Source organism: Nocardiopsis exhalans (assembly GCF_024134545.1).
Taxonomy (GTDB): domain Bacteria; phylum Actinomycetota; class Actinomycetes; order Streptosporangiales; family Streptosporangiaceae; genus Nocardiopsis; species Nocardiopsis exhalans.
The window spans coordinates 3,823,377-3,845,241 of the sequence record NZ_CP099837.1 but is presented as its reverse complement, the minus strand read 5'-3'; the positions used below and the strand labels follow the sequence as shown (position 1 = coordinate 3,845,241).

The 21,865-nt window shown below is 71.2% G+C and carries 19 protein-coding genes; 11 read left to right on the top strand and 8 right to left on the bottom strand.

Features of this window, described 5'->3' with window-relative positions; all coding sequences use genetic code 11:
- Nucleotides 1–44 precede the first annotated feature (44 nt).
- Complete coding sequence (locus tag NE857_RS17050; protein ID WP_254416664.1) at nucleotides 45–1,010, top strand: exonuclease domain-containing protein; 966 nt, start codon at nucleotides 45–47, stop codon at nucleotides 1,008–1,010.
- Between the two features lie 15 nt (nucleotides 1,011–1,025).
- Here NE857_RS17050 and NE857_RS17045 read toward each other — a convergent pair whose 3' ends face one another.
- Complete coding sequence (locus NE857_RS17045; protein WP_254416663.1) at nucleotides 1,026–1,655, bottom strand: TetR/AcrR family transcriptional regulator; 630 nt, start codon at nucleotides 1,653–1,655, stop codon at nucleotides 1,026–1,028.
- Between the two features lie 77 nt (nucleotides 1,656–1,732).
- Between NE857_RS17045 and NE857_RS17040 the strand changes: the two genes are divergently transcribed.
- The 5 genes from NE857_RS17040 to NE857_RS17020 all read left to right on the top strand — a co-directional run bounded on the left by NE857_RS17040 (nucleotide 1,733) and on the right by NE857_RS17020 (nucleotide 7,067).
- Nucleotides 1,733–2,653: a saccharopine dehydrogenase family protein gene (locus NE857_RS17040; RefSeq protein WP_254416662.1), complete on the top strand. Its 921-nt coding sequence runs from the start codon at nucleotides 1,733–1,735 to the stop codon at nucleotides 2,651–2,653.
- Nucleotides 2,654–2,765: 112 nt separating this feature from the next.
- Complete coding sequence (locus tag NE857_RS17035; RefSeq protein WP_254416661.1) at nucleotides 2,766–3,920, top strand: Gfo/Idh/MocA family protein; 1,155 nt, start codon at nucleotides 2,766–2,768, stop codon at nucleotides 3,918–3,920.
- Nucleotides 3,917–5,077, top strand: a complete 1,161-nt coding sequence (locus NE857_RS17030) for a dihydrodipicolinate synthase family protein (RefSeq protein ID WP_254416660.1) — start codon at nucleotides 3,917–3,919, stop codon at nucleotides 5,075–5,077. The genes NE857_RS17035 and NE857_RS17030 overlap by 4 nt, the downstream gene beginning before the upstream one ends.
- On the top strand, nucleotides 5,074–5,994 hold the full coding sequence (locus NE857_RS17025; RefSeq protein ID WP_254416659.1) for a sugar phosphate isomerase/epimerase family protein: 921 nt from the start codon (nucleotides 5,074–5,076) through the stop codon (nucleotides 5,992–5,994). The genes NE857_RS17030 and NE857_RS17025 overlap by 4 nt, the downstream gene beginning before the upstream one ends.
- Entirely contained in the window at nucleotides 5,991–7,067 is a 1,077-nt protein-coding gene (locus NE857_RS17020) for a mandelate racemase/muconate lactonizing enzyme family protein (protein WP_254416658.1), read from the top strand. Before NE857_RS17025 ends, NE857_RS17020 begins: the two co-directional genes overlap by 4 nt.
- Before the next feature lie 94 nt (nucleotides 7,068–7,161).
- Here NE857_RS17020 and NE857_RS17015 read toward each other — a convergent pair whose 3' ends face one another.
- The 5 genes from NE857_RS17015 to NE857_RS16995 all read right to left on the bottom strand — a co-directional run bounded on the left by NE857_RS17015 (nucleotide 7,162) and on the right by NE857_RS16995 (nucleotide 12,625).
- A complete protein-coding gene (locus NE857_RS17015; protein WP_254416657.1) occupies nucleotides 7,162–8,193 on the bottom strand; it encodes a LacI family DNA-binding transcriptional regulator in 1,032 nt (343 codons plus the stop codon).
- A gap of 78 nt (nucleotides 8,194–8,271) precedes the next feature.
- Nucleotides 8,272–9,183, bottom strand: a complete 912-nt coding sequence (locus NE857_RS17010; protein ID WP_254416656.1) for an NAD-dependent epimerase/dehydratase family protein — start codon at nucleotides 9,181–9,183, stop codon at nucleotides 8,272–8,274.
- Nucleotides 9,184–9,237: 54 nt separating this feature from the next.
- Entirely contained in the window at nucleotides 9,238–10,077 is an 840-nt protein-coding gene (locus tag NE857_RS17005; protein WP_254416655.1) for a DUF6807 domain-containing protein, read from the bottom strand.
- Nucleotides 10,074–11,315, bottom strand: coding sequence for a Gfo/Idh/MocA family protein (locus NE857_RS17000; RefSeq protein WP_254416654.1), 1,242 nt, complete (start codon nucleotides 11,313–11,315; stop codon nucleotides 10,074–10,076). The genes NE857_RS17005 and NE857_RS17000 overlap by 4 nt, the downstream gene beginning before the upstream one ends.
- Nucleotides 11,315–12,625, bottom strand: a complete 1,311-nt coding sequence (locus tag NE857_RS16995) for a Gfo/Idh/MocA family protein (RefSeq protein ID WP_254416653.1) — start codon at nucleotides 12,623–12,625, stop codon at nucleotides 11,315–11,317. The genes NE857_RS17000 and NE857_RS16995 overlap by 1 nt, the downstream gene beginning before the upstream one ends.
- A gap of 420 nt (nucleotides 12,626–13,045) precedes the next feature.
- Here NE857_RS16995 and NE857_RS16990 point away from each other — a divergent pair, with 420 nt between their 5' ends.
- The 5 genes from NE857_RS16990 (at nucleotide 13,046) to NE857_RS16970 (ending at nucleotide 19,176) form a co-directional block, all read left to right on the top strand.
- Nucleotides 13,046–14,029, top strand: coding sequence for a carbohydrate ABC transporter permease (locus NE857_RS16990; RefSeq protein ID WP_254416652.1), 984 nt, complete (start codon nucleotides 13,046–13,048; stop codon nucleotides 14,027–14,029).
- On the top strand, nucleotides 14,019–14,894 hold the full coding sequence (locus NE857_RS16985) for a carbohydrate ABC transporter permease (RefSeq protein ID WP_254416651.1): 876 nt from the start codon (nucleotides 14,019–14,021) through the stop codon (nucleotides 14,892–14,894). Before NE857_RS16990 ends, NE857_RS16985 begins: the two co-directional genes overlap by 11 nt.
- An 18-nt stretch (nucleotides 14,895–14,912) precedes the next feature.
- Nucleotides 14,913–16,235, top strand: a complete 1,323-nt coding sequence (locus NE857_RS16980; RefSeq protein WP_425572160.1) for an ABC transporter substrate-binding protein — start codon at nucleotides 14,913–14,915, stop codon at nucleotides 16,233–16,235.
- Between the two features lie 112 nt (nucleotides 16,236–16,347).
- Nucleotides 16,348–17,670 (top strand): ABC transporter substrate-binding protein, encoded by a 1,323-nt coding sequence (locus NE857_RS16975; RefSeq protein ID WP_254416650.1) that lies wholly within the window; start codon nucleotides 16,348–16,350, stop codon nucleotides 17,668–17,670.
- 225 nt (nucleotides 17,671–17,895) lie between these two features.
- Complete coding sequence (locus tag NE857_RS16970; protein ID WP_254416649.1) at nucleotides 17,896–19,176, top strand: aspartate aminotransferase type Ic; 1,281 nt, start codon at nucleotides 17,896–17,898, stop codon at nucleotides 19,174–19,176.
- 96 nt (nucleotides 19,177–19,272) lie between these two features.
- On the opposite strand, the gene NE857_RS16965 is transcribed toward NE857_RS16970, so the two are convergent.
- Both NE857_RS16965 and NE857_RS16960 read right to left on the bottom strand, forming a co-directional pair.
- A complete protein-coding gene (locus tag NE857_RS16965; protein ID WP_254416648.1) occupies nucleotides 19,273–20,778 on the bottom strand; it encodes an aldehyde dehydrogenase (NADP(+)) in 1,506 nt (501 codons plus the stop codon).
- Nucleotides 20,779–20,862: 84 nt separating this feature from the next.
- Nucleotides 20,863–21,825, bottom strand: a complete 963-nt coding sequence (locus tag NE857_RS16960; protein ID WP_254416647.1) for a 5-dehydro-4-deoxyglucarate dehydratase — start codon at nucleotides 21,823–21,825, stop codon at nucleotides 20,863–20,865.
- Nucleotides 21,826–21,865 lie beyond the last annotated feature (40 nt).

Here is a 21,865-nt window from a genome sequence, read left to right as displayed (position 1 = left end):
GTACGCTCGACCCGTTCCGCACCAGCACAACGGAGGTAGCCGGGGTGTCCCTCACCTGGACCGCGATCGACTTCGAGACCGCCAACCAGGACCGCGGCAGCGTGTGCGCCGTCGGTCTGGTCCGGGTGAGCGAAGGGCGGGTGGTCGACCGCTTCAGCACGCTCATCCGCCCGCCGGAGGCGGTGTCCTTCTTCTCCCGGCACAACACCGCCGTGCACGGCATCACCGCCGCCGATGTCACCGAAGCTCCCACCTGGGAGAAGGTGCGCGAGCAGGTGGTGGACTTCGTCCAGGGGGGTGCGCTGGTGGCGCACAACGCCCCCTTCGACATGGGTGCGCTGCGCCAGGCCTGCGCCCACACCGGCCAGGCGCTGCCCGCCTTCGACTACGCCTGCACCCTGGCACTGTCCCGCCGCACCTGGGACCTGCCCGACCACCGCCTGCCCACGGTGTGCGCGCACGTGGGCCACCAGATCACCCAGCACCACCGGGCCGACGCCGACGCCGAGGCGGCCGCGCACATCATGATCGCGGCCATGCTCCGCTACGGCACCAGCTCACTTCCCGAGCTCTCCCGCGCCGCGGGCCTGCGCCTGGGCCGCCTGGAGGCGATTCAGCCGGTCGCCGTCCCGGTGGCCGCCCCCGTGGTTCCGGCGGCCCCCGCCACGGAGGACCGTTACGGGCGCTGGCAACGGGCCGCCCAGTCCCCGCTGCCCGAACCCTCCCCCGACGCCGACCCGGCCGGTCCGCTCTTCGGCCGCACGGTGTGCGTCTCGGGTGACCTGCGCGCGATGGACAAGCCCGAGGTGTGGAAGCGCATCGCCGAAGCCGGGGGCCGACCCGCCAAGAACGTCACCAAGAAGACGGACGTCCTGGTCGTGGGCGACAGCGACCACGGCGGCAAGACCTCCAAACACAAGCAGGCCGAGACCTACATCGCCAAGGGCCAGAGCATCGACATCATCACCGAGACCGAACTGGTGGCCCGCCTGGGCATGGCCTCCGCCTGACGGGCTCCTTCATCCTCAGCCTTCGAGGAGCTGGCGGGTGACCGCGTCCGTGGCCCACTGTGTCCAGCGCTCAGGGCTCCAGCCGAGCTGGGCCGTGTAGAGGGTGTACAGCTCGGGGCTGAGCAGGCCGAGCAGGGTGTCGGCCGCCTCCTGCGGGTCCAGGCCCGCACGCAGGGCCCCGCGGTCGGCCAGGGCTTGGGCGAAAACCGCGTGGACGGTGCGGCGCTGGTCGGTGTTGGTGCGCCACAGCGCGGCCAGTTCGGGGTCGGAGGCGGCCGCGCCGCGCAGGACCTCGATCAGGGCGGCGACGCGTGCCATGACCTGGGCGGTGCCCCGCACCTGGAGCCGGAGCAGCTCATGGGGGTTCTCGGCGGACAGGGCCTCGCGGACCCAGGGGCGGTCCAGGGTGGCGACGGGTTCGGCGTCTCCGGCGACGGCCTGGTCCAAAGCCTCTTTGAGGACCCCCGCCTTGGTGCCGCAGGTGTTGTAGACGGTCTGCGCGGCCACCCCCGCCTCCTTGGCGACACTGGTGATGCTGGTCGCGGCGTAGCCGTCAGTGGTGAACAGGCGGGTCGCGGCGCGGGCGATCCGGGCCCGGGTGGCGAGGGAACGGGCGGTGCGGCCGTCGGCGGGCTGTGCGTCCATAGTCACGATCCTACGCCTTGACTGTAGTGTCACTACACATATCTAATTTGAGTGTCACTACAGAAAGGCGGGCGAAGATGCGGGTACTCGTGCTGGGCGGATACGGAGCCGTGGGAGCTCCGACGGTGGCGGCGCTGCGGGAGGCCGGGCACAGCTGTGTGGTCGCCGGACGCGACCCCCGGCGGGCGGAGCGGGTGGTCGACCTGGCCGAGCCGGGGCTCCTCGGCTACCAGGAAGCGCTGAACGGAGTGGACGCGGTGGTCAACGCCTCCGGTGCCGAGGACCCGGACCTGGTCACGGCCGCCACCGGCCAGGGGGCGGCCTTCGTCGACCCCACCGCCACCCCCGGATACGTCAGTCGAATCGAACAACTGGAGCCGCGGGCCCCGGTCCTGCTCAGCGTCGGACTGGCCCCCGGGCTGACCAACCTGCTCGCCGCCGACCTGCCCGGGAAGGAGCCGATCGAGCTGGGGGTGGTCCTGGGCTCCGGGGAGCGGCATGGGGCGGCGGCCACCGCCTGGTCCCTGGGCCTGCTCGGCCGCTCCTTCGCCGACCCGGCCACCGGAGAGGCCGTGCGCAACCTCACCCGGGGGCGCGTGCTGGATATGCCCGGCGGACGGCGGCGCCTGTTCCGGGCCGACTTCAGTGACCAGCACACGCTCACCCGGGACCTGGGGCGGCCGGTGCGCACATATCTGGGGTTGGACTCGGCGGCGGCGACCCGGGTCCTGAGCCTGCTCGCCCGCCTGCCCGGAGCCGGGGCGCTGCGCGGGGTGCGCCGGGTACCGCACCTGCCCGGCTCCGAGGAGTGGGTGCTGGTCGCGACCTCGGCCGGGCGGCGGCGCTGGGCGCGCGGGCGTAACCAGTCCCGGGGGACGGCGGTGGTGACCGCCTGGGCCGCCGGGTTGACCGAGGGCCTGCCAGCCGGGGTCCACCATCTGCACGAGGTGGCCGCGTTGGCGGATCTACCGCCACTGGAGGAGGCCACGCTGGGTTGATCTGCCTGGGCAGGGCCGGATTCTGCCACTCTGCCTCGCGCTGCCTCTGGCGGAGCGGGGTAGCTTTGCTCTAGTCTGGAAAGCGCTTTCACAGAAAGGGTGGTAACGATCCATGGGTGATCGAGTACTGGGCATCGCCATGAACGGCGTCACCGGACGCATGGGGTACAGGCAGCACCTGACCAGATCGGTGCTGGCCATCCGGGACGCCGGAGGCGTGGAACTGCCCGACGGCTCGCGCGTCATACCCGAACCGGTGCTGGTGGGGCGCTCGGAGCGCAAGCTGCGGGACATCGCCGAAAAGCACGGCATCGAACGCTGGACCACGGACCTGGACTCGGTACTGTCCGACGACAGCGTCCCCGTCTACTTCGACGCCCAGATCACGCACGCCAGGGAGGCCGCGGTCCGCTCCGCGATCGCCGCGGGCCGACACATCTACGTCGAGAAGCCCACGGCCAGCACCCTGGACGCCGCCCTGGAGCTGGCCAAGCTCGCCGAACAGGCCGGGGTGCGCAACGGCGTGGTGCAGGACAAACTCTTCCTGCCGGGTCTGATCAAACTCCGCCGGCTCCTGGACAGCGGCTTCTTCGGAAAAGTCCTTTCCATCCGCGGGGAGTTCGGTTACTGGGTCTTCGAAGGAGACGGGCAGCCCGCCCAGCGCCCCAGCTGGAACTACCGCGCCGAGGACGGCGGCGGCATCGTCCTGGACATGTTCCCCCACTGGCACTACGTCCTGGAACACCTCTTCGGTCCGGTGCGCACGGTCACCGCGCGCACCGCCACCCACATCCCGCGGCGCTGGGACGAGCACGGTGAGCCCTACGAGGCCACCGCCGACGACGCCGCCTACGGCATCTTCGAGGTCGGTGACGGGGTCATCGCCCAGATCAACTCCTCCTGGAGCGTGCGCGTGGACCGCGACGAGCTGGTGGAGTTCCAGGTGGACGGCACCCACGGCAGCGCCGTGGCCGGGCTGCGCTCCTGCCGTGTGCAGCACCGCAGCGTCACCCCCAAGGGCGTCTGGGACCCCGACGCCGCCGACCCGGTCCGCTACCGCGAGGACTGGTCGCACGTCCCCGACAACGGGGAGTTCACCAACGGCTTCCGCGCCCAGTGGGAGGACTACCTGCGCCACGTGGTCCTGGGCACACCCTTCCACCACGACCTCCTCTCCGGCGCGCGCGGTATCCAGATGGCCGAGGCGGGGCTGCTCTCCTCCCGCACCGGCCGCACCGTCGAACTCGGCGAGGTCTCGACCACGTGAACACCCTGAACCTTCCCTCCGGCGACGGCACCGTCGCCCCCTACACGCTCAGCGGGACCGCGGCCGACGCCGCGCCCCTGCCCCCCGCCACGGCCCGAACCGCCTACGCGGCCGCGCACGTGGTCGCCGATCCCCTGGCCCCCAACGCGCCAGGCGCCCCGGCCGCCCTGGACTGGGAGGCCACCCTGGCCTTCCGCCACCACCTGTGGGACCAGGGCCTGGGCGTGGCCGAGGCCATGGACACCGCCCAGCGGGGCATGGGCCTGGACTGGGCCGCCACCGCCGAACTGATCAGCCGTACCGGCGCCGAGGCCAGGAACCGTGGCGCCCTCCTGGCCTGCGGGGTCAACACCGACCAGCTCGATTCTTCGCGTGTCGATCTGGAAAGCGCTATCACCGCCTACGGCGAACAACTGGAAGTGGTGAGCGAGGCCGGAGCGACCCCCATCGTGATGGCCTCGCGCGCTCTGGCCGCGGTGGCCTCCGGGCCCAAGGACTACGCCCGCGTCTACTCCGCCGTCCTGGAACGGGCCGACCGCCCGGTCATCCTGCACTGGTTGGGCACCGCCTTCGACCCCGCCCTCGCGGGCTACTGGGGCTACGACTCCCCCGCGGAGGCGATCGAACCGGTCGCGGAGTTGATCGCCGAGCACGCCGACCGGGTCGAGGGGATCAAGGTCTCCCTGCTGGACACCGCGCTGGAGGTACGCCTGCGGCGCCTGCTCCCGGACGGCGTCCGGCTGTACACCGGGGACGACTTCCACTACCCCGAACTCGTACTCGGGGACGAGGAGGGCTTCTCGCACGCCCTCCTCGGGGTCTTCGCCGCCATCGCCCCGACCGCCGCCCGGGCGCTCGCGGTTCTGGACCGGGGCGACACCGACGGCTACCTGGCGCTGATGGAACCCACCGTGCCGCTGGCCCGCCACCTGTTCTCCGAGCCCACCTACTACTACAAGACCGGGATCGCCTTCCTGGCCTGGCTCAACGGCCACCAGAAGGGGTTCCACATGGTGGGCGGCCTGCACAGCGCCCGCGACCTCCCGCACCTGGCGCACACCCTGCGCCTGGCGGACACCGCGGGGGTCCTGTCCGACCCCGACCTGGCCGCGCGGCGAATGGGCGCCCTGCTCGAGGTCTCGGGGGTGGCGCAGTGAGCACCGCCGCCAGCAGTCCTCCCGCCGCCGTGACCCCGGCCCCGGTGGACGTGCCCTCCGGGCGGCCCGCCCCGATCGACACCCCTGCCCCCGGCGACCCCCGGCTGGCCCGGCTCTCACTCAACCAGGCCACCGTCAAACGCTGGAGCCTCACCCAGGCGGTGGACGGCTGCCTGCGCGCGGGACTGCCCGCCATCGGCCTGTGGCGCGAACACGTCCAGGAGAGGGGACTGGAACACTCCGCGCGCCTGGTCCGCCGGGCCGGGCTTCGGGTGTCCTCCTACTGCCGGGGCGGCTTCCTGACCGACCCGGCCCGCACCGGCGCCCTGGACGACAACCGGCGCGCCCTCGACGAGGCCGCCGAACTCGGCGCGCCGGTCCTGGTCATGGTCGCGGGCGGGCTGCCCGAGGGCGACCGGGACCTGGACGGCGCCCGGGAGCGGTTCGCGGCGGGGATCGAGGCCCTGGCCCCCTACGCCGCCGAGCGCGGCGTGCGGCTCGGGCTCGAACCCCTCCACCCGCTGTTCTGTGCCGACCGCGCGGTGCTGTCCACCCTGGGTCAGGCGCTCGACCTGGCCGAACGCTTCGATCCCGAGGCCGTGGGCGTGGTCGTGGACACCTACCACGTGTGGTGGGACCCGGACGTGCGCGCGCAGATCGTCCGGGCCGGGGCGGCGGGCCGGATCGCCTCCTTCCAGGTCTGCGACTGGATCACCCCGCTGCCGGCGGACGCCCTGCTGGGCCGCGGCATGGTCGGTGACGGGCACATCGACGTGCGCTCGCTGCACCGGGCCGTACTGGCCGCCGGGTACGAGGGAGACGTGGAGTGGGAGGTTTTCAACGAGGACGTGTGGTCCGCTGACGGCGACGACGTCATCGCCACGATGGCCCGCCGCCACGTGGAGTGCGTGCTATGAGGATCACCGGGGTGACGGCCAGCGCCCACCGGCTCCCGCTGCGGAGGGTTTGGGACGGCGGGGTCGACCGCAACGACGTCGTCGTGGTCCGGGTCAGCACCGACGAGGGCCTGGTGGGGACGGGGTTCTCCTGGACCCCGCTGATCGGGGCGCGGGCCGTGGAGGCGCTGGTCAACGATGACCTCGCCCCGTTCCTGCTGGGCCGGGAGGCGCACCCCGCGCTATGGGACGAGGCGCTCTGGCACCTGCGCGAGGCCGATACGACCGGGCTGACCCTGATGGCCCTGGCCGGGGTCGACATCGCCCTGTGGGACGTACACGCCCGCTCCCTGGGCGTGCCCCTGGTGGATCTGCTCGGGCGGCGCCGGGAACGGGTCGCCTCCTACGGCAGCGGCGTGAACCTGGACTACGACCTCCCGGACCTGCTGGAACAGGTTCGGGGGTGGGTGGACCGGGGGCACCGCGCGGTGAAGCTCAAGGTGGGTTCGGCCGCGGTCGAACGCGACGTGGAACGGGTGGGCGCGGTGCGCGACCTCCTGGGCCCGGAACGGCTGCTGATGATCGACGCCAACCAGCGCTGGGACGTCCCGCAGGCGGCCCGGGCGCTGGCCCGGCTGGAGCCCTTCGGCCCACACTTCGTGGAGGAGCCGCTGCCCGCCCAGAACCTGGCTGCCCATGTCCGGCTGCGCGCACGCACCGGTCTGCCGTTCGCGCTGGGTGAGAACCTGCGCTCGGTGGCGGATTTCGAGCGGTTCGTGGACGAGGGCGTGTGCGACGTGGCCCAGCCCAACGTCGTACGGGTCGGGGGCATCACCCCGTTCCTGCGGATCGCCGAGTCCGTGGCCCGGCGCGGGGTACCGGTCGCCCCCCACCTGCTGCCGGAGCTGTCCGGCCAACTGGCCCTGTGCCTGCCCCGGGTCGCCATGGTCGAGGACATCGACCACGCCTCCTTCGCCGCCCTGGGGGCGTTGGCCGCTCCCAGCGGGGTGGAGTTCGCGGGCGACCACCTGTCCGCGCGGACCGGGCCCGGCCACGGCCTGGTGTTCGCGGACGACCTCGCCCCACTCCCCTAGCACCGGGTCCGGCCGTGGGGCGAGAGTCGGCGGCGGCCCCGGTGCGGGGCCGCCGCCGCGGCTTCGGACTGGCGGGCCCGGCCCGCCGACCGGCTCAGGCCTTGGGCGGGGCGGTGCTCTCCCGGGCCATGACCGTGCCCTCGACGCTGATCACCCGCGGTTCCCCCTGGTAGTCGGTGTCCAGGGCGAGTGCGGCGGCGCGTTCGCCCATCTCCTCCAGGGGCAGGCGCACCGTGGTCAGGGTGGGGGTGAGGTCGCGCAGGGTGGGGATGTCGTCGAAACCCGCAACGGACAGGTCGTCCGGGACGGTCTTGCCCATGTCGCGGAGCGCGGCGATGGCGCCGGTGGCCATGACGTCGTTGACCGCGAACAGGCAGGTGGCGTCGGTGCCCAGGGCCATCAGCCGCTGCGTGGACTCGTAGCCGCCGTCGCGGGTGAAGTCACCGTGCACGACGTTGTGGTGGGCGAGTTCGAGACCGGCGGCCGAGAGCGCGGAGTGGAAGCCGTCCAGGCGTTCGCGCGCGGTCCGCAGGTTGGTGGGCCCGGCCAGGATCGCGAAACGCCGGTGCCCCTGGGCGACCAGGTGCTGTGCCAGGGCCGCGGCCCCGGCGTGGTTGTCCGGGCTGACGGTGTCGGCCGGCAGGGTGGCCTGTGAGACGAGGGCGACCCGGCCGCCCTGGCGTGCGAAGGCCTCGATCTCCTTGGCCAGGCGGGAGTCGGTCCCCTCGCTGGTGGTACGGGACCCGGCGATCACGATCGCCTTGGCGCGGTGGGAGCGCAACGCGGAGAGGATGCGGGTCTCCGCCTGGGGTGAGCGGTTGGTGGTGCCCAGCACAAGGACCAGTCCCAGCTCCTCGGCGTACCGGGTGACCCCGGCGGCGATCTGGGAGAAGTAGGGGTCGGCGATGTCGTGCACGACCAGTCCCATCAGCGAGCTGCTGTTGCGGGCCAGGGTCTGGGCCGAGGCGTTGGCCAGGTAGCCGAGTTCCTGGGCGCTGGCCTCGACCTTCTCCCGGAGCCGCTGGCTCACCTGGCGTGTGCTCCCGTTGATCACGCGCGAGGCGGTCGCCAGGGAGACTCCTGCGTGCTCGGCGACCTGTTCCAGAGTCACGTAACCGGGATCCACTCCCCTGCCCCTCCTGCCACCGCTGGGAAAACTCTTTCCCAGCGTAGCGGAGGGGCGGGGCTCTCCCTGCGTGCCCACCTAGTCCCTTTCCGTGCGGTCGGGGCGTTCGCCGAGGCCGACGTGGTCGCGCCAGGTGCGCTTGGGCTTCCAGCCCAGGTCGCGGTGGGCTCTTTCCGAGGAGAACACCGCCCGTCCGTCGGCCAGCGCAGGGGCGAGTGCGGCGGTGGCCGGGTGTAGCCGGGCCAGGTCGGCGTCGACCGGACCGTGGGAGAGGGGGTCGGGGGCGACGGCGTTGTAGACACTGCCGCCGGGGACGCGCTCGGGGTTCTCCACGATCAGCGCGAACAGTTCGGCGGCGTCGTGGGCGTCCACGTAGTTGAACAGGGAGCCTGCGGCCAGGGCCGGATCGTCCAGGCGCTCGGCGATGGTGTGCCCCTGCTGGGTGGTGGCCCCCCGCCACTCCTCCGGGGAGACCACGTAGCCCGGGCGCACCGCGGACAGCACACAGGTGTCGGCGGTGCGGGCCAGGGTCCGGACGGTCTCCTCCACCACTGCCTTGCTCAGGCCGTAGGCGTGCCAGGGCGCGACCGGGTGGTCCTCGTCCAGGGGAAGGTAACGCGGTTTCCAGGAGGGCGTGTTGTACCCGTAGACGGTGGGGCTGGATGCGGCGACCGCGCTGTGGGCCCCTGCCCGGACTGCGGCGGTCAGCACCTCCCAGGCCAGGGTGGTGTTGACACCCAGGGTCTCGGCGTCGGGCCGGGCGAAGGGAACCGCGATCCCGGCCAGGTGCACCACCGACTCCGGGGCTGTGCGGGCGAACAGCTCGGTTCGGGCCTCGCTGTCCAGCAGGTCGCAGACGGCCGGGGTGATTCCCTCTGGCCACGGGTGTTCGGCGGTGTCCACCGAGGTCACGTCGTGTCCGCGTGCGGCGAGCACGGCCACGACGCTTCGACCCAGCCGTCCGGAGCCTCCGGTGACGAGCACGCGCATGTGTGCGGTTCCTTTCCAGTCCCCGGTGCGGGGTGTGCGTGGTGTTGTGAGCGGTCAGACCAGGGCCGCGCAGGCTTTGGCCAGTGCTTCGTGGTCGCTCACCGGGCCGTCGGTGACGGCGGTGCGCAGTCCCAGTTCCAGGGTCTGGCCCGCGGCCAGGTCCAGTCGGGTGTCCCAGGCGGGGGCCGGGCACAGGCCCGGGTACTCCTTCGCCCGGAGGAACCAGGGGTCGGTGCGCGGGCCGGGCTGGAGGAAGAGCAGTGTCCACACCGAACCTCGCGCGGTGGTCGAGGACAGCGCGAGCCACCGGGCCCGTGAGCCGTGCAGGGCCTCCTCCCCCGACATCCCGTCGGGTCCGGTGACCGTGGGCGGCTGGTCGCCGATCGGCGCCCGCCAGAACACCCCGCCGTACCCGGCGCCGGGGCGGCCGTTGGTGGCGGGGCTGCCGATGCCCAGTTCGCGGCCCGAGGTGTTGCGCAGTGACGACCGCAGGTCCAGGACCCAGGTCGTGGAGTCCAGCGGCAGGGCCCGGGTCGTGCGCTCCTCCCGGAGCAGCTCGGTGCCTTCGGGGCTGACCCAGGAGAGCAGCTCGGTGGTCCATCCCGCGGAGCGGTCGTCCCAGGCCAGGTGCTCCTGGCGGCCGTGGTTGTCGAGCATGACCGAGCCGTGCTCGCGTGTGAAGGTGCGCCCGCCCCAGAAGCTGGTCCCGGCGACGTCGGCCAGGGTCACGCTGACCCCCAGGTGGTGCCGGTGGTCGTCCGGGAAGGTCTCGGTGACCTCGGTGCCCGCCAGGGTGCGAACCGGGTGCAGGTAGGGGCGCGGGGAGAGCTCGGCGGGTACGCGGTCTCCGCTGTCGTGGGTGGCCACGGGGGTGCGGCCGACCGACAGGTTCACTGGTGTACCTCCGTGTTGGTCGTGCTGGCCGGGCTGGTCCGGGCAGGGCGCGCCCAGGGGGCACCGAGTTCGGAGTACAGCGTGAGGGAGCGCGCGCTCTCGTGCACGAGGGAGGTGATGCCGGGGACACTCCGGTGGGTGACCCCCTCCAGCCGTTCCACCTCCTGGTGTTCGGCGGCGATGGGCCTGGGATCGGGTGCGGTGCGCACGGCGTCCAGGACGTGGGTGAAGCCCCGGGTCCGCTCGGGCGGCACCAGGAGCGGGGCCCCTTCGCGCACGTGCGCGACCAGGTTCTCCATGAGGTCGGCTCGCCCGTGGGTGGTGGTGCGCGGCTCCTGTCCCGGTTGGCGCAGGGTGATCCGGTCCAGGGTGTACTCCAGGGTCAGGCTGGCCCGGTCGCCGTGGAGGGTGATGGCGGGGGGTTGGCTGTCGGGCGCGCACAGGGTGACGGCGACGGTGAGGGTGGTGCCGCCGGAGGTGCGCAGGCGCAGGGAGGAGGTGTCGTCGCTCTCGATGGGGTGGGCGCGGTACATCTCCAGCTCCAGGGAGCGGGGCGCGCCCGACTCGGCCCCGGCCAGGGCCAGGGAGGTGGCCACGGCGTGGGCGAAGGGGTTGGTGAGCGCACCGTCCACCACCTCGTGCCCGTCCATCCTGCGCCGCCCGGCCCAGGGCGCGCGGTCGTAGTAGGCGGAGGTGCGTTTCCAGGCGCCTGCCGCCCCGATCCCGCGCAGCTCGCCCAGGGCGCCCTCGCGGACCAGCCGGTCGACCTCGCCGATGGCTTGCGACCCCAGGCTCTGGAACCCGATCTGGCAGGCCAGGCCGGAGGCGCTGACCGCCTCCTCCAGCTGGGTGAGCTGGGCCAGGGAGGGGGTGGTGGGCTTTTCGAGCAGCAGGTGGGAGCCGTGCTCCAGGGCCACGGTGGCCAGGGGCAGGTGGGTGTGGATGGGGGTGACCAGGACGGTCAGGCGGGCCCCGGTCCGTTTCAGGGCGGTAGCCAGGTCGTCGAAGTAGGGGACGGCCCCGTGGCCCTCCAGCTCGTCGTCGGGGGCGGGGGGCCTGCGGTCGCAGACACCGACGAGCCGGATGGTTCCGGCCTCGGCCAGGGGCAGGAGAGCGCGCAGGTGGGAGCGGCCGTGCCCGTGGACGCCCACGAGCAGCAGGGGCAGCGGTGCGGTGTCGTCTGTGCGGTTCTTCAAGGGGCGGTTCTTCAAGGGGCGGTTCGTCAGGGGGCGGGCCATCAGGAGTTCCCGGAGAGCAGGTCGGCCACGCGTACGGGTGAGCCGGAGGCCATGGAGGCGTTGGCGGCCAGTCCGGTGAGCAGGGCGTTGCCGCCGTCGGCGTGGTCGGGGCGGATGCCGTCGTCGGCCCCGCCGAACAGGGAGGTGAGCATGGCGTTGTCCCCGCCGCCGTGGCCTCCGCCGCCGACCTCGGCGGGGATCTCCTCGGGGGGCTGCCAGTGGCGGCGCAGCAGGAGCCTGGCTTGGGTGTTCTCCTTGGGCGCGGGCATGCCGCGCACGGGGTGGGCCTCGTCCTGGTCCGGTGAGGTGCTGGCGAACTCGGTCATGTCGAGTTCGAGCCGACCGCGGCTTCCGGTGAAGGCGATCCGGTAGCCCTCCCAGGGGGCGTAGGCCACGAGGTGGTAGCTCAGGCGGGCCCCGGTGTCGTACTTGACCAGGACGGACATGTCGTCCTCAATGGTGATGCCCGGGCCGAAGACGTTCAGGTCGCGCTGGTAGCCGTCCTCGTGTTCGGCGTCCAGGTAGAGGGCGGTGAGGTCGGGGCTGTCCTTCATGTGCAGGGCGAAGGGGTCGTTCTCGGCGGACCCCGCTCCGTGGCCGCGCTCGTAGTCGTTGAGCAGCCCGTGGCGGCGACCGTTGTCCTGGCCGTAGAAGAACAGTCCGCCCCAGGCGAAGACCTCGCTCGGCCGTGCGCCCACCCACCAGTTGACGAGGTCGAAGTGGTGGCTGGCCTTGTGCACCAGCAGTCCGCCGGACTTGTCCTTGTCCCGGTGCCAGCGGCGGAAGTAGTCGGCCCCGTGCCGCAGGTCGAGCAGCCATTCGAAGTGCACGGACCCCACCTCGCCGATGGCTCCGGAGGCGATCAGCTCGCGTACCTGGCTGTGCACGGGGTTGTAGCGGTAGTTGAAGCCGACGGTCACCCTGCGCCCGGTCCGGGCCTGGGCCTCGTTGATCCTGCGCAGCCCCTTGAGGTCGGCGGTCATGGGCTTCTCGGTGATGGCGTCCGCGCCGGCCTCGAGGGCGGCCACGACGTAGTCGGCGTGGGTGTGGTCGACGGTGCACACGATCACCTCGTCCACGGCCTGTTCGCGGAGCATGCGGGTGAAGTCCTCGGCCGGATAGGTGGGTGCGGCCTCCTGTCCGGCGTCGGTGACGATCCGGTTGTGTACGGCCATTCGGGTGCTGTTGGTGTCGCACAGGGCGACCAGCCGCCCCAGGTCACGGTGGGTGTCCACCAGGGCCCGGGTGTACATACGCGCCCGGGAGCCCGTACCGACGATCGCGTACCTGCGTTGAGTGGTGTCGTTCACATCGGAATGGTAAACGCTTTCCCGCGTGATCGACAAGAGGTTCGCCCACTGGAAAACGTGAAGGGCGCGCGATACCACTCGCGGGAAAGGCACGCAAAGTTGTTAATCAGTTGCTCTTGGTAATCTTTTTCGGCATTGCACGGCCCGGGGGGAAGGTAACGATCTGGGGCACGCTCGGACCGCGGGGGGAAACAAAGCGTTGACAGCCCCGTAACCCGGTGCTAGAAACTGAACATCCTAGTATCTGGATAGCGCTTACCAAGCCTCAGCCTGCGAAATCTGACCGTGTTCTCAGCCACAGGTGCACGGCGTGGGTCCCCACAGCGCGTTTTCCGACCAGATTGGCGGTCACCACATGAACCCCGGCCCCAGCGTGCGATGTGCGCGCGAGACCCCGGTGCGGAAGGGAGGTGGGTCGCCTTGACCACTCTGCTCCACGGCAAGACCGCGTCCGGAACAGACGATGATTCCGGCACCGGCGCCAAGCCGCCGCGAACCCGACGTAAGGCCGCGGCCTCCCGAGGGGGAAACCGCAGGTACGAGAACCTCGCCGCGCTGGGGTTCCTCGGCCCGTGGTTCCTGGGCCTCGCCCTCATCACCGCGGGCCCCCTCATGGCCTCCCTCTACTTCTCCTTCACCGACTACAACCTCATCGGTGACCACCAGTGGGTGGGCCTGGAGAACTACGAGCGGATGGTGACCGACACGCGTCTGCACAGCGCGCTGAAGGTCACCTTCGTGTACGTGTTCGTCTCCGTGCCCCTCCAGCTCGCCATGGCACTGGCCCTGGCGATGGTCCTGGACCGGGGCCTGCGAGGGCTGGCTCTGTACCGCTCGGTCTACTACCTGCCCTCGCTGCTGGGCGGCAGCGTCGCGGTGGCCATCCTGTGGCGCCAGGTCTTCGGCGCCAACGGCCTGATCAACCAGGTCCTGGCCTTCTTCGGTATCCAAGGCGAGGGGTGGGTGTCCCACCCCGACTACGCGCTGGGCACCCTGGTGATCCTCAACGTGTGGACCTTCGGTGCGCCGATGGTCATCTTCCTGGCCGGGCTCCGGCAGATCCCGGCCATGTACTACGAGGCGGCGGCGGTCGACGGGGCCAGCCCCCTGCGGCGCTTCTGGCACATCACGATCCCCATGCTGACGCCGATCATCTTCTTCAACCTCGTGCTGCAGATCATCAACGCCTTCCAGACCTTCACCCAGGCGTTCATCGTCAGCGGCGGCACCGGAGGCCCCTCGGACTCCACCCTCTTCTACACCCTCTACCTGTACCAACGCGGTTTCGGCGCCTTCGACATGGGCTACGCCTCCGCGATGGCCTGGCTGCTCCTGATGATCATCGGGGGGTTCACCGCGGTGAACTTCCTCGCCTCCAAGTTCTGGGTCTTCTATGGCGACTAAGACCGCGGCCCCCGCGCCCAAGCAACAGCGCACCAGGGCCGAACGCACACGGCGACTGCTCATCCACCTGGGGTTGATCGGCTTCGGCCTGATCATGCTCTACCCGCTGCTGTGGATGCTCTCCAGCTCCTTCAAGCCCACGGCCGAGATCTTCCGCGAACCCGGGCTGATCCCCTGGAGCTTCACCCCCGAGAACTACACGGAGGGCTGGAACGCACTACAGCACCCGTTCCACCGCTACCTGCTGAACTCGGCGATCGTGGTCGGCGGGGCCATCGTCGGCAACCTCATCGGGTGCTCGATGGCCGCCTACGCCTTCGCCCGGCTGGAGTTCCGCGGCAAACGGCTGTTCTTCGCGATCATGCTCGCCACGATCATGCTGCCCATCCACGTGGTGATCGTGCCGCAGTACATCCTGTTCGCGCAGCTGGACTGGATCAACACCTTCTACCCGTTGATCGTGCCCAAGCTCCTGGCCACGGACGCCTTCTTCATCTTCCTGATGGTGCAGTTCATCCGAGGACTCCCCCGCGACCTGGACGAGGCCGCGCGCATCGACGGCTGCGGGCACGTGCGGATCTTCTGCCAGATCATCCTGCCGCTGTCCATGCCGGCCCTGGCCACCACGGCGATCTTCACCTTCATCTGGACCTGGAACGACTTCTTCAGCCAGCTGATCTTCCTGACCAGCCCGGACATGTACACGGTGCCGGTGGCCCTGAGAACCTTCGTCGACTCCAGCTCCCAAACCTCATGGGGACCGCTCTTCGCCATGTCCGTCGTGGCGCTGGGGCCCGTGTTCGGTTTCTTCCTGGCTGGTCAGCGCTACCTGGTCAAGGGCATCGCGACCACCGGCATCAAGTAGAGGAAAGGAAGTCCACCCGTGAACTCCCCGCCCGGCGGCACCCGCTCACCGCGCCGACGCCGCCCACCGCTCACCACCACCGCAGCGGCCTTCGCCCTGGTCATGGCCGCCACCGCCTGCGGCGGCTCCGGCTCCGACGACGGCGTCGTGGAGCTGCGCTTCTCCTGGTGGGGATCGGATGCCCGGCACGCCGCCCTCCAGGAGGCCATCGACCTCTTCGAGGACCAGAACCCGGACATCCGGATCGCCGGGGACTACACCGACTGGGCCTCCTACTGGGACCGGCTGGCCACCAGCACCGCCGCCAACGACGCCCCGGACGTCATCATGCAGGACGAGAGCTACCTGCGTGAGTACGGCCAGCGCGGCGTCCTGGCCGACCTCAGCGAGTTCAACGGCGTCCTGGACCTGTCCGGAATCGACCCCAACGTGGCAGAGAACGGCGACCTGGACGGTCAGACCTTCGGGATCGCCACCGGGGTGAACGTCTCCGCGATCCTGGCCGACCCGCAGGCGTTCGAGGAGGCGGGCGTGGAGATGCCCGACGACACGACCTGGACCTGGGACGACTACATCGAGACGTCGGTGGAGATCAGCGAGGCCACCGGCGGGGAGATCGTCGGAACCCAGGGCATGACCAACGAGAACGCCTTCCACGTCTTCGCCCGCCAGCACGGCGAGAACCTCTACGACGAGGAAGGAAACCTGGCGTTCTCCGCCCAGACCCTGGCTGACTGGTACGCCATCACCGAACGGCTCCTGGAGGACGGCGGCCAGCCCAGCGCGGCCGAAGGCGTGGAGATCGCGGCCGGCGGCCCCGATCAATCCGTGCTGGCCACCAACACCGGTGCCACGGCGTACTTCTGGACCAACCAGCTCGGTGCTGTCACCGAGGCCGCCGGTCGCGACATCGAACTGCTGCGCTTTCCCGGCGAGACCGAACACCAGCGGACCGGCATGTACTTCAAGCCCGCGATGTACTACTCGGTCTCCGCGGGGTCGGAGCACCCGGAAGAGGCCGCGCGCTTCGTCGACTTCATGCTCAACAGCACGGAGGCGGCTCAGGTGGTCCTGTCCGACCTGGGGTTGCCCGCCAACCTGGAGGTGCGTGAGGCCATCACCGGCGATCTGCCTCCGGCGGACGAACGCGGGGCGGCCTTCCTGGCCGAGGTCGAGGACGAGATCGTCGACGGCAACCCGCCCCCTCCGATCGGATCGGGCGAGATCGTCAGCATCAACGAGCGCGTCTACCAGGAACTGTCCTTCGGCAACCTCACCGCCGAACAGGCCGCCGAGCAGTTCATCGAAGAACTGGAGGCCGCGATCGGTAACGGCTCCTGAACCGTCGCGCCCCCTTTTGAATCGTTACAACGACCTTGGGGCTCCGGCGTCCCCGCCCTGGCCAGAGCCCTCGAATTCATCCGTATCACCCAGCAGAGAGGCAAATCCCCCCATGAACCATCACTCCGGCAGGGCGCTCGCACGGCGCCGACGCCGCCCACTGCTCACCACGACCGCAGCGGCCTTCGCCCTGGTCATGGCCGCCACCGCCTGCGGCGGCTCCGGCTCCGACGACGGCGTCGTGGAGCTGCGCTTCTCCTGGTGGGGTGCGGACGACCGCCACGCCACGATGCAGGAGGCCATCGACGTCTTCGAGGACCAGAACCCCGACATCCGGATCGTCGGGGACTACACCGACTGGGGATCGTACTGGGACCGGCTGGCCACCAGCACCGCCGCCAACGACGCCCCGGACATCCTCATGCAGGAGGAGCGGTACCTGCGCGAGTACGGACAGCGCGGAGCCCTGGCCGACCTCAGCGAGTTCGGTGAGCACCTCGACCTGTCCGCCATCGACCCCCTGGTGGCCGAGACCGGTGAGTTGGAGGGGCAGACCTTCGGTATCCCCACCGGGGTGAACGCCTACGCGGTCCTGGCCGACCCGCAGGCGTTCGAGGAGGCGGGCGTGGAGATGCCCGACGACACGACCTGGACCTGGGACGACTACGTCGAGATCGCGAACGAGATCTCCCAGGCCACCGACGGAGAGATCGTCGGTGTGCAGAGCATGGCCTACAACGAGTCGGGCTTCCAGATCTTCGCCCGTCAGCACGGGGAGAACCTCTACGCCGAGGACGGCACCCTGGCCTTCTCCGAGGAGACCCTGGCCTCCTGGTTCCAGATCACCAGCGACCTGTTGGACGGGGGCGGACAACCCAGCGCCTCGGAGAGCGTGGAGATCGAGGCCGGCGGCCCCGACCAGTCGGTGCTGTCCACCAACCAGGGAGCGATGGCCCACTTCTGGACCAACCAGCTGGGCGGGATCAGCGGGTCCGCAGGGCGTGACATCGAGCTGCTGCGCTACCCGGGCGAGACCGAGCACGAGCGCACCGGGATGTACCTCAAGCCCGCGATGTTCTACGCGGTCTCCGCCGGTTCGGACCACCCGGAGGAGGCGGCCAGGTTCGTGGACTTCATGCTCAACAGCGAGGAGGCCGCCGAGCTGACCCTGTCGGACCTGGGGCTTCCGGCCAACGTGGACATGCGCGAGCACATCCTGGGAGACCTTCCGCCCGCGGACGAGCGCAGCGCGGCGTTCCTGGAGGAGATCACCGGAGACATCGTCGACGGCAACCCGCCGCCGCCGATCGGTGCCGGCGAGGTCGTGGAGATCACCAAGCGGACCTCCGACGAGCTCGGCTTCGGCGACCTGACCCCCGAGGAGGCCGCGGAGCAGTTCATCAAGAACGTCAGCGAGGCCACGGGCAGTTCCTGAGCGACGGTGGGGGTGCGCTGAAAGCGCTCCCCCTCAGATGAAAACAGCCGGTCTTCGGACACGATGAACACCTCTGGTCGGGGGCTCGCGGAAGCGGGCCCCGACCTGTGTCCGCCTTCCGGCGCCCCGTCTGGGACAATCCGAACGCGAAAGCGCGCAGGTCCCCGCGTACCCGGCCCCACAGCCAGCGGCGCGGCGGGGACGTCCCATCGGAAGGAAGAACCCGTGACCACCCCTAGCAACGCAGAGACACCGGCCGAGATCCTGGCGGCGGCGCGACGCGACCACGCCGCCCTGGTCGAGCGCGGACTCTCCCTGAACCTGACCCGGGGCAAGCCCTCCGCGCGCCAGCTCGACCTGTCCGCCGACCTGCTCAGCCTGCCCGGTGACCGCCACGCCGCGGCCGACGGCACGGACTGCCGCAACTACGCGGGCGCGCCCCAGGGTCTCCGGGAACTGCGGGAGATCTTCTCCGACCTCCTCCAGGTCCCGGTCGAGCAGCTGATCGCGGCGGGCAACGCCAGCCTGGAGCTCATGCACGACTGCCTGGCCAACGCCTTCCTGGGCACCCTGCCCGGGTCGGACGGCCGCTGGGTCGACGCCGAGCGCGTGGCCTTCCTGTGCCCGGCCCCCGGCTACGACCGGCACTTCACGCTGTGCGAGCGCTTCGGCATCGAGATGATCCCCGTGCCGATGACCGACCAGGGTCCCGACATGGACGTGGTCGAGCGCCTGGTGGGCTCCGACGCGGGCATCAAGGGCATCTGGTGCGTGCCCAAGTACAGCAACCCCGACGGCGTCAGCTACTCCGACGAGACCGTCCAGCGTCTGGCCGCCATGGAGACCGCCGCCCCGGACTTCCGGATCTTCTGGGACAACGCCTACGCGGTGCACCACCTGACCGACGAGGAGGTGGAGATCGCCGACCTCCTGGCGGCCTGCGCCGAGAGCGGCAACACCGACCGCGCCTTCGTCTTCGGTTCGACCTCCAAGGTGACCTTCGCCGGTGCGGGCGTGGCCTTCCTGGGCTCCTCCCCCGCCAACGTGCGCTGGTACCTGGAGCGCGCCGGGGCCCGCTCCATCGGCCCGGACAAGATCAACCAGCTGCGCCACGCGCTCTTCCTCAAGGACGCCGAGGGCGTGCGCGCTCACATGCGCGGCCACCGCGAGCTGCTCCAGCCCAAGTTCGAGGCGGTGGAGCGCATCCTCAGCAAGCAGCTGGCGGGCACCGGCCTGGCGACCTGGTCCACCCCCAAGGGCGGCTACTTCGTGCGCCTGGACGTCCTGGACGGCTGCGCCCGCGAGGTGGTGCGCCGGGCGGCCGAGGCCGGGATCGCGCTCACACCCGCCGGTGCCACCCACCCCCACGGTGAGGACCCCCAGGACCGCACCATCCGCATCGCGCCCTCCTTCCCCGAGCTGGACGCTCTGGAGGAGGCCATCGAGGGTCTGGCCGTGTGCGTGCGGCTGGTCGGCGCCGAGAAGCTCGTCGCCGACCAGGGCTAGGGCCGCCAAGCGGTAAACCCTGGTTCTCCGCGTCACCGCGAGGCGCCCCCGTACAGCTCGGACGGGGGCGCCTCGCGTATGCGGTGTCCGTGACGGCTACGTGTTCTCCTGGCGGGGGACCGGATTGACGGGCTGGTCACGCAACTCGTCGGGCAGGACCTCCTGGGGCGCGTTCTGCCAGGCCATCGGGCGCAGGAAGCGGCGGATCGCGGTGGTGCCCACCGAGGTGTGCAGGGCGTTGGTGGTGGACGGCCAGGGGCCGCCGTGCTGCATCGCGGCGGTGACCGCGACCCCCGTGGGGTAGCCGTCGTGCACGATCCGCCCGGTGCGGTGCGCAAGCTCGCTCTGGAGCTCGGCGCGCAGGTCCAGTTCGTCGGGCTCGGCGAACACCGACGCCGCCAGGGACGGGGGCAGATCCCGCAGCACCGACCCCAGCTGCTCGGGTCCGTCGTAGAACACCACCAGGGTGACCGGGCCGAAGCACTCCTCCACCGCGGCCGGGTCGAGTTCGGCGGCCTCGACGGACAGCAGCCGGACCGGAGCCGCCCAACCGCCCTTGGCCGCGATCCCCTCCGCCACCAGGTGGGCGCCGGGCACGGTCTCCTCCCGCCGCTCCCCCGAACCCCGCTCGTAGGCGTGGCGCACCCCCTCGGTCAGCAGGACCGGAGCCTCGGCCCCGGTGACCAGTTCGGCCATGCCGTCCACGAGCGCGCGGCCTTCGGAATCGCCGGGCACCAGGACCACACCGGGCTTGGTGCAGAACTGACCGCCGCCCAGGGTGAAGGAGCCCACGAGCCCCTGCGCGATCTCCGCACTCCGCTTCCGGGCCGCGCCCGGGGTGACCACCAGCGGGTTGAGGCTTCCCAGCTCCCCGTAGAAGGGGATCGGGTCCGGGCGGGCACTGGCCAGGTCGAACAACGCGCGCCCGCCCCGGGTGGAGCCGGTGAAGGCGGCCGCGCGGATCTCGGGGTGGCGCACCAGGGCGGCCCCGGCGTCCACGCCGTGCACCAGGCCGAGCGTGCCCTCGGGTGCACCCGCCGCGCGCGCGGCGTTGGAGAGCACCTCGAAGGCCCGCACCGAGGTGGCCGGGTGGGCGGGGTGGGCCTTGACCACCACCGGGCAGCCCGCGGCCAGCGCGGAGGCGGTGTCGCCACCGGGGACGGAGAAGGCGAGCGGGAAGTTGCTGGCGCCGAACACCGCCACCGGGCCCAGCGGGACCAGCATGCGGCGCAGGTCGGGTCGGGGACCGGCCGGGGTGTCGGCGGGCCGGTCCACCACGGCCTCCAGGTAGCCGCCCTCCTGGACCGCGTCCGCGAACAGGTTGAACTGGTGGACGGTGCGGTTGAGCTCGTTGTTCAGGCGTGCGGTGCCCAGGGCGCTCTCCCGGTCGGCCAGGGCGACCAGCTCCGCGCGGTCCTCCTCCAGGGCGCGGGCGAGGGAGCGCAGCAGGTCGGCTCGGGCGAGCCGGTCCAGTTCGGCGAGGGGGCGGGCTGCCCCGGCCGCGGCGCTGCACGCGGCATCGACCCCCTCCTGCCCGGTCTCGGTGGCGACCGCGGCCACGGCGGCCCCGGTGCGCGGGTCGGTACTGACGACGTCGGTCATGGCGGTGTGTCTCCTGAGCGGTTGGGGGTGCTGTGCTGTGTGGCCGTTTGGGGGGCGGGCGGGGTCAGAGCAGGGTGGGTCGGTTCAGCGCACCAGGTCGAGTCCTCTTGCGATGAGTTCGTTGGCCTCGGCCTGGTGCTCGGGGGCGGGCTGGGCCAAGGGCGGGCGCACCGGACCCACCTCGTAGCCGAGTTCGCCGGCCCGGGCCTGGGTGGCGGCCTTGACCAGGGAGACCGCGTAGCCGACCCCGCGGTCGCGCAGCTGCACCCAGGGCACGAAGAACTCGTTGAGCAGGCGGTCCACCAGGGTGTCGTCACCGCGGCCGAGGGCGGAGTGGAAGGTGTGGGAGATCTCCGGGGCCACCGCGTGGATCGCGGAGGAGTAGGCCTCGACGCCGATCGCGGAGTAGGAGCGCGCCTGGAGCTCGGCGGTGGGAACACCGTTGAAGAAGAGGAACCCGGCGGGGGCGGCCAGGACCAGGCGCTGCATCTGGTCCAGGTCGGCGTGTCCGTCCTTGACACCGACCAGGTTGGGGATGACGGAGAGTTCGGTGAGGCTCTCGGGGGTGAAGGAGACCTGGGATCGCTGGTAGGCGATGACCGGCAGTCGGGTGGCCGCGCACACGCGGCGGGTGTGTTCGACCAGACCGGGCTGGGGACCGTTGACCAGATACGGGGGCAGCAGCAGGATCGCGTCCGCTCCGGCCCGTTCGGCCGCACGGACGGAGGCCGAGGCGAGTGCGGTGCCGTGGCCCGCACCGGCCACGACCGGGACCCTGCCGTCGGCCACCCGGACGGCGACGGCGACCAGGGCCTCGAGTTCGTCCAGGTCCAGGGAGAAGTACTCGCCGGTGCCGCAGGCGACGAAGAGTGCTCCGGGGGAGGCGGCCAGCTGGTGCTCCAGGTGGGCCTCGAAGGCCTTCAGGTCCACCGCCCCGTTCTGGTCGAAGGGGGTCAGGGGGAAGGCGAGGACCGAGCGGTCCATGCCCTGGGCCAGGCGGTCGACCGTCGCGGTGATGTCTGCGGGGCGTTCGATGGGGGGCCTCATATTGTCTCCCTATGTAGACAGGATTCTCATATACAAACAG